General features: G+C 64.6%; 13 protein-coding genes and 1 pseudogene. 7 read left to right on the top strand and 7 right to left on the bottom strand.

The window, feature by feature from the left end; translation table 11 throughout:
- Positions 1-44 precede the first annotated feature (44 nt).
- A complete protein-coding gene (gene trxB, locus SFA35_RS04845; RefSeq protein ID WP_320575779.1) occupies positions 45-1,010 on the bottom strand; it encodes a thioredoxin-disulfide reductase in 966 nt (321 codons plus the stop codon).
- A 358-nt stretch (positions 1,011-1,368) separates the two neighbouring features.
- Between trxB and cysZ the strand changes: the two genes are divergently transcribed.
- The gene (gene cysZ, locus SFA35_RS04840; RefSeq protein WP_320575777.1) at positions 1,369-2,097 is read left to right on the top strand and encodes a sulfate transporter CysZ; all 729 of its coding nucleotides are present in this window, start codon (positions 1,369-1,371) and stop codon (positions 2,095-2,097) included.
- A gap of 63 nt (positions 2,098-2,160) precedes the next feature.
- Positions 2,161-3,354, top strand: coding sequence for a glycosyltransferase family 1 protein (locus tag SFA35_RS04835; protein ID WP_320575775.1), 1,194 nt, complete (start codon positions 2,161-2,163; stop codon positions 3,352-3,354).
- On the opposite strand, the gene SFA35_RS04830 is transcribed toward SFA35_RS04835, so the two are convergent.
- Together SFA35_RS04830 and SFA35_RS04825 are read right to left on the bottom strand one after the other, a co-directional pair.
- On the bottom strand, positions 3,323-4,426 hold the full coding sequence (locus SFA35_RS04830) for an NADH:flavin oxidoreductase (RefSeq protein ID WP_320575773.1): 1,104 nt from the start codon (positions 4,424-4,426) through the stop codon (positions 3,323-3,325). The two genes, SFA35_RS04835 and SFA35_RS04830, sit on opposite strands and share 32 nt — an antisense overlap.
- A gap of 176 nt (positions 4,427-4,602) precedes the next feature.
- Positions 4,603-5,088, bottom strand: coding sequence for a peptidylprolyl isomerase (locus SFA35_RS04825; RefSeq protein ID WP_320575771.1), 486 nt, complete (start codon positions 5,086-5,088; stop codon positions 4,603-4,605).
- Between SFA35_RS04825 and SFA35_RS04820 the strand changes: the two are divergent.
- The 3 genes and pseudogenes from SFA35_RS04820 to SFA35_RS04810 form a co-directional block, all read left to right on the top strand.
- Positions 5,057-5,173 (top strand): annotated as a pseudogene (locus SFA35_RS04820) (DUF3565 domain-containing protein); the annotation flags it as partial. The gene SFA35_RS04825 and the pseudogene SFA35_RS04820 overlap by 32 nt on opposite strands.
- Before the next feature lie 144 nt (positions 5,174-5,317).
- On the top strand, positions 5,318-7,426 hold the full coding sequence (gene pta / locus SFA35_RS04815; protein WP_320575769.1) for a phosphate acetyltransferase: 2,109 nt from the start codon (positions 5,318-5,320) through the stop codon (positions 7,424-7,426).
- Entirely contained in the window at positions 7,423-8,340 is a 918-nt protein-coding gene (locus SFA35_RS04810) for an acyltransferase (protein WP_320575767.1), read from the top strand. Before pta ends, SFA35_RS04810 begins: the two co-directional genes overlap by 4 nt.
- Positions 8,341-8,395: 55 nt before the next feature.
- Here SFA35_RS04810 and SFA35_RS04805 read toward each other — a convergent pair whose 3' ends face one another.
- Positions 8,396-9,109, bottom strand: a complete 714-nt coding sequence (locus SFA35_RS04805; RefSeq protein ID WP_320575765.1) for an OmpA family protein — start codon at positions 9,107-9,109, stop codon at positions 8,396-8,398.
- A 308-nt stretch (positions 9,110-9,417) separates the two neighbouring features.
- Here SFA35_RS04805 and vapB point away from each other — a divergent pair, with 308 nt between their 5' ends.
- Positions 9,418-9,648, top strand: coding sequence for a type II toxin-antitoxin system VapB family antitoxin (gene vapB, locus SFA35_RS04800; RefSeq protein WP_320575763.1), 231 nt, complete (start codon positions 9,418-9,420; stop codon positions 9,646-9,648).
- Positions 9,648-10,061, top strand: a complete 414-nt coding sequence (gene vapC / locus SFA35_RS04795) for a type II toxin-antitoxin system tRNA(fMet)-specific endonuclease VapC (RefSeq protein ID WP_320575761.1) — start codon at positions 9,648-9,650, stop codon at positions 10,059-10,061. The genes vapB and vapC overlap by 1 nt, the downstream gene beginning before the upstream one ends.
- A 23-nt stretch (positions 10,062-10,084) precedes the next feature.
- On the opposite strand, the gene SFA35_RS04790 is transcribed toward vapC, so the two are convergent.
- From SFA35_RS04790 to SFA35_RS04780, 3 genes are all read right to left on the bottom strand, one after another.
- Entirely contained in the window at positions 10,085-11,449 is a 1,365-nt protein-coding gene (locus tag SFA35_RS04790; RefSeq protein ID WP_320575759.1) for a DUF1329 domain-containing protein, read from the bottom strand.
- A gap of 26 nt (positions 11,450-11,475) precedes the next feature.
- Positions 11,476-13,350 carry a DUF1302 domain-containing protein gene (locus SFA35_RS04785; protein WP_320575757.1) on the bottom strand — a complete coding sequence of 625 codons (1,875 nt, stop codon included), beginning with the start codon at positions 13,348-13,350 and terminating at the stop codon, positions 11,476-11,478.
- 164 nt (positions 13,351-13,514) lie between these two features.
- Positions 13,515-14,144, bottom strand: coding sequence for a LysE family translocator (locus SFA35_RS04780; RefSeq protein WP_320578837.1), 630 nt, complete (start codon positions 14,142-14,144; stop codon positions 13,515-13,517).
- Between the last annotated feature and the right edge of the window lie 107 nt (positions 14,145-14,251).

Genomic DNA, 14,251 nt, shown 5'->3' with positions numbered 1-14,251 from the left:
TGCCGCGCCAGTTGGCCCCTACACCTGGCCGGTGCTCAAAGGCATCAGGAAAAGGTAGCGTTCGCCAACCCATCCAGATAGCGCTCCACGTCCAGCGCCGCCATGCAGCCGGCACCGGCGGAGGTGATGGCCTGGCGATAGACGTGGTCGGCCACGTCGCCTGCGGCGAATACGCCTTCCACGCTGGTGGCGGTGGCATTGCCTTCACGGCCGCCGTTGACCACCATGTAACCGTCCTTCAGCGCCAGCTGCCCTTCGAACAGCGCCGTGTTCGGCGTGTGGCCGATGGCGATGAACACGCCGTCGACCTTCAGCTCGTCGCTGCTCCCGTCGTTGTTCTTCAGACGCGCGCCGGTCACGCCCATGTTGTCGCCGAGCACTTCGTCCAGAGTGGCGTTGAGCTTGAGGGCGATCTTGCCCTCGGCGACCCGTGCGTGCAGCTTGTCGATCAGAATCTTCTCGGCGCGGAAGGTCTCGCGACGGTGTACCAGGGTCACTTTGCTGGCGATGTTGGCCAGGTACAACGCCTCTTCGACGGCGGTGTTGCCCCCACCCACCACCGCGACTTCGCGGTTGCGGTAGAAGAAGCCGTCGCAGGTGGCGCAGGCCGACACACCCTTGCCCATGAAGGTTTCTTCCGACGGCAGGCCCAGGTAGCGGGCACTGGCGCCCGTGGCGATGATCAGCGCGTCGCAGGTGTACTGGCCGCTGTCGCCGGTCAGGGTAAATGGCTTGCCGGCCAGGTCCACGGCATTGATGTGGTCGAAGACGATCTCGGTCTCGAAACGCTCGGCGTGTTCGCGCATGCGCTCCATCAGCACCGGGCCGGTCAGGCCATGGGGGTCGCCGGGCCAGTTGTCGACTTCAGTGGTGGTGGTCAACTGACCACCCGACTGCATGCCCGTGATCAGCAACGGCTTGAGGTTGGCCCGCGCGGCATAGACGGCAGCGCTGTAACCGGCAGGGCCGGAACCCAGGATGATCACTCGGGAATGGCGAACTTCAGACATGACAGACTCCTATCTAGCGGTCCTGGCGCACCAGGACCGGCTGGAAATGAAAAAGGACCGACAAGGCACTTGGGGAAGGCCTGCAACCGTCAGCCCTGAAAACCGGGTGGCAACTCGGCAAAGGGGCACGAGCGCTCAATTTGGGTCGCACTGTAACGGGAGCGTCCAGGTTAAGGAAATACCCATTCACAATCTAGCTCATAGCCTGGCGCTATGCCGTGATGCAGGCGCCCCATAAAGGTTGAGACGCGTGGTCCAAGCCTTTGTTACAGTCGATTTCCACCGCTTATCGGCACCTTATTCGCCCGGGCAAACTCGGGTAAGGTCTGCCCCCTGCCCTCGATGGAGTCTTCTCCTTATGCCTGCCCCCATGCTGTCCGGCCCCCAATACCTGCGCGAAGGCCTGAAACTGGTGCTCAGCCCCGGTCTGCGGCTGTTCGTGCTGATGCCGCTGGCGATCAACCTGGTGCTGTTCGTGGCGCTGATCTATTTCGCCGGTCACCAGTTCGGTCTGTGGGTCGACCACCTGATGCCCAGCCTGCCCTCCTGGCTGAACTGGCTGGGCTACATTCTCTGGCCGCTGTTCGTGGCCCTGGTGGTGCTGATGGTGTTCTTCACCTTCACCATGCTGGCCAACATCATTGCCGCGCCGTTCAACGGATTTCTGTCCGAGAAAGTGGAAGTGGTGGTGCGCGGCACCGACGAGTTTCCGGCGTTCAGCTGGGGTGAGCTGCTGGCCATGGTGCCGCGCACCTTGAGCCGTGAGATGCGCAAGCTGGGCTACTTTTTGCCGCGGGCGCTGGCGCTGTTCGTACTGTCGCTGATACCGGTGGTCAATGTGGTGGCCGCGCCGCTGTGGCTATTGTTCGGGGTGTGGATGATGGCCATCCAATACATCGACTACCCCGCCGACAACCACAAGATGAGCTGGCAGGACATGCTCGCCTGGTTGCGCAACAAGCGCTGGCAGAGCCTGGGCTTCGGCGGCATCGTCTACCTGGTGCTGCTGATTCCGGTGGTCAACCTGCTGATGATGCCGGCGGCAGTAGCCGGTGCCACGCTGTTCTGGGTGCGCGAGCGCGCCTGACCGTCACAATTTCATCACCGGGCCGCCATCTGCGCGCAACGGCCCGGGCCCACACTGGCAGGCATGACTCGAACTTCCCTGCACATTGCCCTGATCACCGAGACCTTCGCCCCGCAGGTCAATGGCGTCGCGCACACCCTCAGCCGCCTGAGCGACGGCCTGCGCGGCCTCGGCCACCGCGTTGAAGTGGTGCGCCCGCGCCAGGTCGAGGAACGCGAGGAGCCCGGCAGGGACCTGCTGCTGTGCCGCGGCTGGCCACTGCCGGGGTATCCGCAACTGCAATGGGGCCAGTCGTCCATGCACAAGCTGCTGCGCCGCTGGCGTCGCGACCGCCCCGACGTGCTGTACATCGCCACCGAAGGCCCGCTGGGGTTCAGCGCCCTGCGTGCGGCGCGGCGTTTGAAGATCACCGTGGTCAGCGGCTTTCACACCAACTTCCAGCAATATTCCACGCTGTACGGCCTGAGCCTGCTGACGCGCTGGGTGACCCATTACCTGCGCTGGTTCCACAACCGCACGCGCATGACCCTGGTGCCCAGCGGCAGCCAGCGCGTGCTGTTGCAGGGGCGCGGCTTCGAACGCCTGGAAATGCTCGCGCGAGGGGTCGACAGCCAGCTGTTCAACCCGGCCCGGCGCAGCCACGAACTGCGTCGCCAGTGGGGGCTGCAAGACGGTGACTTGGCGCTGCTATATGTCGGCCGCCTGGCTGCGGAAAAGAACCTTGGCCTGCTGCCGCGCACGTTGGCGGCGGTGCACGCGAGGTATCCTGGCCGACGCCTGCGCCTGCTGGTGGTGGGCGACGGGCCGCAGCGCAGTTGGCTGCAACAGCAACTGCCGGACGCGCTGTTCTGCGGCACGCTGCGCGACGAAGCGCTGGCAACCCATTACGCCTCGGCCGACGTGTTCGTGTTCCCGAGCCTGACCGAAACCTTCGGCAACGTGGTGCTTGAAGCCCAGGCCTCGGGGCTCGGCGTGGTCGCCTACGACAGCGCGGCCGCCGCCCAGCACATCCGCCACGGCCACACCGGCGCGGTGGCCCTGCCCGGCGACGAAGAGGATTTCATCGAAGCGGTGAACTGGCTGCTAGAGGACGACGAGGCGCTGCGACGGGTGCGCCTCAATGCCCGGCACCACGCGACCCGGCAAGGCTGGGCGGCGATCGTCAAGCGCTTCGAAAGCCACCTGCGCAGCGCCTGCCAGGCCAATGGCGCGGCGCAGTGGCCGGTCACACCAGGCTCGTCAGAGCCTCACGGCTGAACGGCAGAATGTCCTGCTCGCGGCCTTCGCGCACCTTCAAGGCCCAGTCCGGGTCCACCAGCAAGGCCCGGCCGACCGCCACCAGATCGAACTCGTCGTTGCCCAGGCGCTGCAGCAGGTTTTCCAGGCTGGCGGGCTGGGCCACCTTGTCGGTCTTGACCATGAACTGCAGGAACTCGCCGTCCAGGCCGACACTGCCCACGGTGATGGTCGGCTTGCCGGTGAGCTGGCGGGTCCAGCCGGCAAGGTTGAGGTCCGAGCCGGGGAACTCCGCTTCCCAGAAGCGCCGGGTGGAGCAGTGGAAGATGTCCACGCCTGCGGCCACCAACGGCTGCAGGAATGCCTCGAGGGCCTCGGGGGTCTGCACCAGGCGCGCGCTGTAGTCCTGCTGCTTCCACTGCGAGAAGCGGAATATGATCGGAAAGTCCGGGCCCGTGGCGGCGCGAATCGCCTCGACGATGCGGACCGCGAAGCGCGAGCGGTTGGCCAGGCTGCCGGCGTACTCGTCGTCGCGCTGGTTGCTGCCCTCCCAGAAGAACTGGTCGACCAGATAGCCATGGGCGCCGTGGATCTCCACGCCGTCCATGCCGATGGCCTGGGCATCCCGTGCGGCCTGGGCGAAGGCGGCGACCACCTCGTCGATGTCTTCGACCGACATGCCGTGTACCACCAGTTGATCGTCCTTGCGCTTCTCCATCGGGCCGTAGGCCGGCACGCTGGCATCGGGCTCGGTGCCTGGCTTGCGCACGCTGCCGACGTGCCACAGCTGCGGCACGATCTTGCCGCCGGCGCCGTGCACGGCGTCGACCACGGTCTTCCAGCCTGCCAGCGCGTCCACACCGTAGAAGCGCGGCACCTGCGGGTACCCGTTGGCCGCCCGATGGCCGACCGTGGTGCCTTCGGTGATGATCAGGCCCACGCCGCCTGCGGCCCGCCGGCGATAGTATTCGACGACCTGCGCCGTGGGCACGCCACCGGGCGAGAACGAACGGGTCATGGGCGCCATGACGACGCGGTTGGGTAGCTGCAGATTGCCCAGATGGAAGGGCTGGAACAGGGCGTCGAGCGACATGCGGGTGCTCCTGGATTGGCTCAAAGGCCGCAGGATAGCGCCGCTGGGGTGTGCCGGGGGAGCACTATTGATGGGGGTGATTGTGCGGAGTCAGCGTGAGGGGGTGCTGCGCAAACGCTTGGGCTTGGCCCTCCCACGATCGGTGTGGGAGGGACAAAGCCCCAGGTTTTCGATGCTTAGTGGTGGTGACCACCTTCGCCATGCACGTGACCGTGGGCGATTTCTTCCTGGCTGGCGTCGCGCACGTCGACGATCTTGACCTGGAAAGTGAGCTTCTGGCCAGCCAGCGGGTGGTTGCCGTCGACTGTGACGTCGTCGCCGTCGAGGTCGCGAATGGTCACGATCTGCATCTGGCCGTCCGGCGCCGAAGCGTGGAACTGCATGCCCACTTCCAGCTCGTCGACGCCTTCGAACATGCTGCGGCTCAGGGTGCTGACCAGTTCGGCAGAGTACTCGCCGTAGGCATCCTCGGGCTCTACGGTGACGGTCAATTCGTCACCAGGCTGCTTGCCTTCAAGGGCTTTTTCCAGACCAGGAATGATGTTGCCCGCGCCTTGCAGGTACACCAGAGGTGCTCCGCCGGACGAGCTGTCGAGGACCTCACCAATTTCATTGGTCAGGGTGTAGTCGATGGAGACGGCCTTATTGGCGGCGATCAGCATGGGGCGAGACCTTTTGCTTGAGAATGTAGAACGACCAAGTGTAACCAAGGGCCAGACCGAAAGCGAACGGAACGCGGACGGACGGGACGGTGCCCAAGCGAGGTGAAAAGTTCCGCCGCACCACGCTGCGGGGTGCCAACCGGGTATCGATAACGTTACCCTTGGCGCTGATCCAAGCGATTGGCGAGCCATACGCCAACGCCAATGCAACGCTCATCGAGAAGCTCGCATGCAGACATTCTTTATCGCGCCGACCGACTTTGGCGTAGGCCTGACCTCCATCAGCCTCGGGCTGGTACGCACACTGGAACGCGCCGGCCTCAAGGTCGGCTTCTTCAAACCCATCGCCCAGCCGCACCCGGGCGACCTGGGCCCGGAACGCTCCACCGAACTGATCGCCCGCACCCATGGCCTCAAGCCGCCCAAGCCGCTGGCCCTGGCGCATGTCGAGCGGATGCTCGGCGACGGCCAACTGGACGAACTGCTCGAGGAAATCATCACTCTCTACCAGCAGGCTGCCGTGGGCAAGGACGTGCTGATCGTCGAGGGCATGGTGCCGACCCGCCATGCCAGCTACGCGGCGCGGGTCAACCTGCATCTGGCCAAGAGCCTCGACGCTGAAGTCATCCTGGTGTCGGCGGCGGAAAACGAGGTGCTCGGCGAGCTGTCCGGGCGCGTCGAGTTGCAGGCGCAACTGTTCGGCGGCCCCAAGGACCCCAAGGTACTGGGCGTGATCCTCAACAAGGTGCGCACCGACGAAAGCATGCAGGCCTTTGCCGCGCGCCTCAAGGAGCACTCGCCGCTGTTGCGTGGCGGCGACTTCCGCCTGCTCGGCTGCATCCCCTATCAGGAGGACCTGAACGCCCCGCGCACGCGCGATGTCGCCGACCTGCTCGGCGCCCAGGTGATCAATGCCGGCGACTACGAGCAGCGGCGCATGAGCAAGATCATCATCTGCGCACGCACCGTGCTCAATACCGTACCGCTGCTCAAGCCGGGCGTACTGGTAGTCACCCCGGGAGATCGCGACGACATCATTCTCGCCGTAAGCATGGCCAGCATGAACGGCGTACCCCTGGCCGGGCTGCTGCTGACCAGCGATACGGTGCCCGACCCGCGCATCCTCGAACTCTGCCGCGGCGCCCTGCAGGCCGGGCTGCCGGTGCTGTCGGTGAGCACCGGCTCCTACGACACCGCCACTCGGTTGAACCAGCTGAACAAGGAAATCCCCATCGACGACCGTGAGCGCGCGGAGATCATCACCGACTTCGTCGCCGGCCACCTCGACGCCCAATGGCTGCACCAGCGCTGCGGCACGCCTCGTGAGCTGCGCCTGTCGCCTGCGGTGTTTCGTTACCAGCTGATTCAACGGGCCCAGCAGGCCGACAAGCGCATCGTTTTGCCCGAAGGTGCCGAGCCGCTGATGGTACAGGCCGCCGCCATCTGCCAGGCCCGCGGCATCGCGCGCTGCGTGCTGCTGGCCAGGCCCGAGGATGTGCACGCGGTGGCCCGCGCCCAGGGCATCGAGCTGCCGCCGGGGCTGGAAATCCTCGACCCCGACCTGATCCGCGAGCGCTACGTCGAACCCATGGTGGCATTGCGCAAGAGCAAGAGCCTGAACGCCCCCATGGCCGAGCAGCAGTTGGAAGACAACGTGGTGATCGGCACCATGATGCTGGCCCTCGACGAAGTCGACGGGCTGGTCTCGGGGCTGATCCACTCTACCGCCAATACCATCCGCCCGGCCCTGCAGCTGATCAAGACCGCACCGGGCTGCAAGCTGGTGTCGTCAGTGTTCTTCATGCTGTTCGCCGACCAGGTGCTGGTGTACGGCGACTGCGTGATGAACCCGCACCCCAGTGCCAGCGAGCTGGCGGAAATCGCCTTGCAGAGCGCCGACTCGGCGCAGGCTTTCGGCATCCCGCCACGGGTGGCGATGATCAGCTATTCGAGCGGCAACTCGGCCAGTGGCGAGGAGGTGGAAAAGGTCCGCGAGGCGACCCAACTGGCCCGGGAAAGCCAGCGTGACCTGCTGATCGACGGCCCGCTGCAATACGACGCTGCGGCCAACGAAAGCGTGGCCCGGCAACTGGCGCCGGACAGCCCGGTCGCCGGACGCGCCACGGTCTTCGTGTTCCCCGACCTCAACACCGGCAACACCACCCACAAGGCCGTGCAGCGCAGCGCCGATTGCGTCAGCCTGGGGCCGATGCTGCAGGGCCTGCGCAAGCCGGTCAACGACCTGCCACGCGGGGCGCAGGTCGACGATATCGTCTATACCATCGCCCTCACCGCCATCCAGGCCAACCGCAGCACTGACTTGCAGGATGCACCATGAAGCAAGGATCCGCCCTGCGCGGCGTGGTCAACGCGTTGCTGCTGGCCATCAACACCATCGTCTGCTGTACGCCACTGTTCGTGGTCGCACTGTTCAAGTTCTGCCTGCCGTTCGCCGCCGCGCAGCGGGTGACCGACGAACTCATGCGGCACATCCACGAAGCCTGGGTCGGCAACAACAAGCGCTGGATGAACAGTGCACGAGTGGACTGGCAGGTGACTGGCCTGCAGGGGCTGGACTACCAGCACTCCTACCTGGTGACCAGCAATCACCAGAGCTGGGTCGATATCCTGGTCCTGCAATACGTGCTGAACCGGCGCGTGCGCCCGCTGAAGTTCTTCATCAAGCAGGCGCTGATCTGGGTCCCGGTGATCGGCCTGGCCTGGTGGGCGCTGGGCTTTCCGTTCATGAAGCGCTACACCAAGGCCTACCTGGCCAGGCACCCGGAAAAGAAAGGCAAGGATCTGGCCACCACTCGGGCAACCTGCGCGAAGTTTCGCGGCAAGCCCACCGGCATCTTCAACTTCGTCGAGGGCACGCGCTTTACCCAGGCCAAGCATGACCAGCAGCAGTCACCGTTTCGGCACCTGCTCAAGCCGCGCGCCGGCGGCATGGCGTTCGTACTGGATGCCATGGGCGAGCAGTTGCAGTCGCTGGTCAATGTCACCATCTACTACCCGGGCGCGACGCCCGGCTTCTGGGACTTGCTCTGCGGACGCGTGCAAACCGTCGTTGCGCACTTCGAGGAGCTGCCGATTCCCCGGCAGTTCATCGGCAAGAGCTACGACGGCGACGAAGCCTATCGTCAAGAGTTCCAGCAGTGGATCAATGGGTTGTGGTCCGAGAAGGATGAGCGATTGGAGCGGTTGAGCCGGGGCCTGCGAGGCTCCCACCAACCTTCGGCCTCTCGGTAGCCATGCCCTTTCCCAGCAGTTGTGGGAGGGGCATGACTCCGAGCCTTTGCGGGGGTTACTGCTGCGCCGGCTGCTGATACTGCTGGCCGGGAATCGGCTTGAGGTTCACCTCGACGCGGCGGTTCTGCGCGCGGCCGTTGGCATCAGCGTTGCTGGCGATCGGCTGGTCGGGCCCGGCGCCGCGTACTGACAGGCGCGAGCCATCCACGCCTTGCGAGGTCAGGTAAGTCGCCACGGCCTGTGCGCGCTGCTGCGACAGGTCCATGTTGTGCTGGCGGCTGCCGGTGCTGTCGGTAAAGCCGACGATCTCGATGCTGTTCTCATTGAACTGCTTGAACGAATTGGCCAGGTTGTTCAGCGGCGTGTAGAAGCTGCTGGAGATGGCCGAGGAGTCGGTGGCGAAGGTGATGTTGCCCGGCATGATCAGCTTGATCTGGTCACCCTGGCGCTGCACCTGCACGCCGGTATTGGCCATCTGCGCCCGCAGCGCCGCTTCCTGCTTGTCGGCGTAGTAGCCGTAGCCGGCGGCACCGGCGCCTACCACTGCGGCACCGATCAGTGCGCCCTTGCCGCGATTGTTGTGATCGATGGCCGCGCCTGCCACGGCGCCGGCCAGTGCGCCCAGGCCGCCGTATTTGGCGGTGTTGCTGACCCCACCGGAAGAGCCCTGCGCCTGGCCCTGGTTGGCGTAGGGATTCTGTTGGCCGGCACAGCCGGACAGCACCGCAGCGGCGGCGGCAAGGGCGATCAGACGACGCGAGGTAAACATGGCAGAGCTCCTGAACACTGAAGACGGACAGCGACTTCCACGAGGAAATCGTGCCCGAATATGAACACGAAATCGGGGTTTGATTCCGTGAAATATTGTGAGAGGAATTTTCACAAGCGCCCATTATACAGGGGCTATCGGCGACTTCCGGTTACACAATCCTCAAGCGCACGTCGGCAAAAAGGAGCAGCCTTTCCCCCTGATGACGGCCGTCATGGCCGTGCACCCCAAGGAGGGATATCCCATTGACATATCCAACAGCTTCTCTAGACTTCGACTCAGAAAAATCATTCGATTGGAGGTCAATCATGGACCAGGGCTCAGTATTCAAGAGCAATCGCAGCCAGGCCATCCGCATGCCAAAAGCTGCGGCCTTGCCTGACGACGTCACCAAGGTCGACATCGTCAGCGTCGGGCGCACGCGCATCATCTCTCCGGCCGGCGAATCCTGGGATTGCTGGTTCGATGGCAACGGCGTCACCGAGGATTTCATGAACGAGCGTGAACAACCTGCCCAGCAGGAGCGCGAGGCGTTCTGATGCTCAAGTACATGCTCGACACCAACATCTGCATCTACACCATCAAGAACAAACCGGCAGTCGTTCGCGACCGCTTCGTGGGGGCTCAGGAGCAACTGTGCATAAGCTCCATCACGCTCATGGAACTGATCTACGGCGCTGAAAAGTCCGCCTCACCGGCGGCCAACCTCAACGTCATCGAAGGCTTCGTCGCGCGGCTCGAGGTGCTTGACTACGATCCTGGCGCAGCCGCCCATACCGGGCAGCTGCGCGCCGAGCTGGCGAAGGCCGGCAACATGATCGGGCCCTACGACCTGATGATCGCCGCGCACGCCCGCTCACTGGGGTTGATCATGGTCAGCAACAACCAGCGCGAGTTCGCCCGCGTGCCTGGCCTACGGTTGGAAAACTGGGTGCCGCCAGCCCAGCGCTGACAGCACCGCGCCCTACCCTGCGGCTATCGAACCCCGTCCTGGCGCAACGCCGCGGCACTGAAGTCCGCGGTCGAGGCCTTGAAGCCGAAATCGTAGGCGGACTTTTCCTCGTTCTTCATGCCCAGCGCCAGGTAGCGCCCCGACTGCAGGTCGTACAGCACCTCCAGGGTGTACCAGGGCACCTGCACGTTGTAGTAGTCCTGGGCGTGGGCCTCGGCCACGCGCCACAACTGGCCGCGCCCGTCATAGTGGTCGATCACCGCGGCCTGCCAGGTGTCCTCGTCGAAGTAGAAGTCGCGCTTGGCGTAGATATGCCGCTGGCCTTCCTTGAGCGTGGCCACGACGTGCCAGACCCGACGCAGCTCGTAGCGGGTCAGATCCTGGTTGAGGTGACCGGCCTTGAGGATGTCATCGTACTTTAGACTCGGCGAGTCGAGCTTGTAGCTGTCCTCGGCGATGTACATCTCCTGCTTGCCCAAAAGCTTCCAGTCGTAGCGATCGGGGGCGCCGTTGAACATGTCAAGGTTGTCGGCCGTACGCAGGCCATCGGCGGCCGTGCCCGGGCCGTCGTAGGCGACCTGTGGTGCACGCCGCACGCGGCGCTGGCCGGCGTTGTAGACCCAGGCTTCGCGCGGCTCCCTGACCTGGTCGAGGGTCTCGTGCACCAGCAGCACGGTGCCGGCCAGGCGGGCCGGGGCGGTGACGCTCTGCTTGAAATAGAACAGCACATTGCCCGGGTTGGCCGGGTCGAAGTCCTTCATCTGGTCGCGAAAGACGAACTGGTCTTCGAAGCTGACCAGGCTGTAGGAGCCGTTCTGCTGCGGCGTGGCCTGATTGACCTGGCGCTTGACGCTGCCGCCGCGGTAGCGGGTGATGTGGTTCCAGATCACTTCGAGACCGTTTCGCGGAATCGGGAACGGCACCGCCGTCTGGAAGTCCTCCAGGCCGTTGCCACCGGCCACCAGGCGACTCTTCAGGGCATTCTGGCGGATCGCGGCAAATACCGCATCCGGCACTGTGGCGCCGCGATGGGACGGGTAGACCGGCATTCTGTAGCTGTCCGGGTAGCGCTTGAACATTGCGTACTGGCCGGGCGAGAGCTTGTCCTTGTACGCCTCCAGATTCTGCGCAGTGATGGTGAACAAAGGTTTTTCGCTGGCATAGGGGTCGGCAAGGAAGCCCTTGGCGTCGACGGCCCCGGCGTTTTTCGCCAGCGGCGCCCAGGCCGGAATGGTCCCGGCGGCATTGCCGGCCTGCTCGGCGCCCATGGGTGTCAGCGTGGTACCGAGCCGGGCGGCGTCGGCCGGCGGCACGGCGGCCATTACGCTGCTGGCCAGCAGTGACAGCGCCAATGCCCCGACCCGCCAGGCAAGCGTTGTTGTTTTCATGAGCGTGCTCCTCGAGGCGGTAGGGGTCAGAAGGTCATGCCGGCGCTGAGCGCGACGAAGTCGCGGTCATCCACGGTGCTGTACCTGCCGCCAAAAAAGTTGGTGTACGACAGGCCCACCGTGTAGGTGTTCTGGTAGTCGGCGTCGAGCCCCAGGCTGATGGCCTTGCGGCCTTCCTCGAAATTGCCGCCGGGGCTTGGCGAGTAGCCTTTGACGTCATGGGACCAGGCCAGGTTGGGCTTGAGGTTGATACCGGCGAACACGTTGTTGTAATCCCAGATGGCGCGGGCTCGGTAGCCCCAGGAATCGGCCGTGGTGAAACCGTCATTTTCGCAATAGCGACTGACGTTGTTCTGCGCCGCGCCCGCCAGCGCCTGGGCGTTGAGCGCCTGGCAGGTGCCGTTGGCCAGTGGCCCGGGGCCAAAGGTGGCATCGCGGCCGTAGCGCGCCTTGGAACTGCTGTCGAGGCCGCCAACGTGGGTCCAGCCGACCTCGGCGACGGTGGTCAACCGCTCGGCCCCCATGACCTGGTCGAAGAAGTGCGTGAAGGTGGTCTGCGCCTGGGTCACTTCCTTGCGCCGGTAACCGTGCAGATCGGTGTCGGGGCTGGCCTGCAGCGGCGAGACATTGGGGTTGAGCGGCGTCAGCCCGGCGAACAGCACGTCGGTAGTGTTGAGCTGGATCGGCAGGTTGGGCCTATAGCTGATCTCGCCGCTCCAGGCGGTGCCCTCCGGCAGGGTGGTGGCGAAGCTCAGCCCATACAGCCGAATGTCCTCGGGGTACTCCATGAAATAGCTGGAATTGCCGGCGATCAGCAGCGACGCCAGCGGGCTGGCGCTGTAGAACGACGAAGGCGCACCGTGCCCGCTGAAAATCGGCAGGCGGCTGTGGTAGTTCATGAAATAGGCGCCGAACTCGGTGTCCAGCGGCTCGAACATGTAATGCGTGGCCACCCCGAACTGGCCGCTGTTGCTCGGGTCGCGGTCCGATGCCCGGCGCACGATCACGCCTTCATCGGGCGCACCGAAGCTCACGCCCTGCGCCGCCAGGCCGCGATCGATGGCCGCAATTGCGGCCGGCGATTGCCCGGCGGTCGCCAGCGAGCCGTTGAGGCCGGCCCGGGTACGCAGCACCGCCAGGTTGTTGCTGCAACCAGGCGCCGAGACGTCGGAGTTGGCGAAGAAGGTGCCGCAGTTGTCCACTACCGTCTGCTGCCACTGCAACTGGTAGAAGCCTTCGGCCGACCAGTTGTCGGTGAGGTTCTGCGACACATAGAACATGTCGACCGGAATCAGCCCTTCCTTGATTTCCGCGCCAGGGCGGCGGAAGGCCGAGACGTCGATGGGGTTGATGGTGTTGATGCCGCCACCGATGAAAGTGCTCTCGCCCCAGTTGACCACCTGCTTGCCCAGCCGCACCGAGCCTGGCAAGTCGCCGATGTTGTAGTTGTGGTAGACGAAAGCATCGAGCAGTTCGAAACCGGACGACTTGGCGGCCTCCTTGCGCCCGGCATCGCTGACGTTCTTGAAGTCGAGGTCGTCGTCCTGCAGCTTGAAGTCATACCAGTACTTGCCACGCAGGAAGACCCCGGAGTCGCCGTATTTGAGCTCCAGGTCGTGCACGCCCTTGAAGATCTGCGAGAAGCTCTGCCCGGCCTTGAAGTTCAGGTGGCCGTCGTCAGTGGTCTGCGACAGGCCATGGCCGCCGTTATTGGCGCCGATCAGATTCTTGTCGGGGTTCTGCGTGGACCAGCTGCTGCCGATCGACAGCGAAGAATCGAACTGCCCTTCCATTTCGCCGACATTGAAGCTCAAGGCCAATGCCGGTGTAGCCAGCGACGAGGCGAGGCTCACGGCCAGGGGCAACCTGGCCCGGCGCCAGAAAGGTTTGCTTGCGGTCATCGACACGGCTCTCTAATGCATTGTTGTATGGCGGCCAATCGGCGGGCCAGGCGACTGCAGGAGCCATCTATGGCGGGCAATGGGGCGATCCAGGCCCTCCACAATGAGTTTGCGATATCAGCGTTATCGGCGCCGCCCCGGCATTTCTTGAGCGCTCGATCAACTCAGCGCATCTGGGTGAAGGCGATTTTTACCCCAAGGGCAATCAGCACAGCCCCCATGGTGCGGTCGAACCAGTGGCCCATGCGGGCGAAACCGGCGCGCACGCGTTGCTGGCTGAACAGCATCGCCACCAGGCAGAACCACAGGCCGGTGGCCAGTGCCAGGTAGACGCCATAGCCTGCCTGTACCAGCAGCGGCGTGTGCGGATTGATGACCACGGTGAACAGCGAGAGGAAAAACAGGGTGGCCTTGGGGTTCAGGCCATTGGTCATGAAACCGGCCACGTAGGCCTGACGCGGGGTACGCACCCTGGGTTCGGCCTGTACCTGCTCGGCGCCGGCTGGCGCCGGCCGCGCGCGCAGCGCCTTGAAGCCGATGTACAGCAGGTAGGCGGCCGCCAGCCATTTGAGGGCGTTGAACAGCACGATCGACTGCGACACGATCAGGCCGATGCCCAGCAGCGAATAGCCCACATGCAGGAAGATCGCCGAGCCGACCCCGAAGGCCGTCCAGGTGCCGGCGCGGCGGCCATGGGTCACGCTCTCGCGCACCACCACGGCAAAGTCCGGCCCGGGGCTGGCCACGGCCAGCAGGTGGATCAGCGCAACGGTCAGAAATTCGGTCCAGTACATGGCGGCCTCGGCAGGGTCGATCGACAAGCCGGCTACCTTACCCCCGCTTGCGCACAACTGAAAGATACAGTTGCCTGCACTTGTACCCGGACAGCGCAGGGCCTAGG

Source organism: Pseudomonas sp. HR96 (assembly GCF_034059295.1).
Taxonomy (GTDB): Bacteria; Pseudomonadota; Gammaproteobacteria; order Pseudomonadales; family Pseudomonadaceae; genus Aquipseudomonas.
This window is presented reverse-complemented; position numbering and strand designations above follow the sequence as displayed.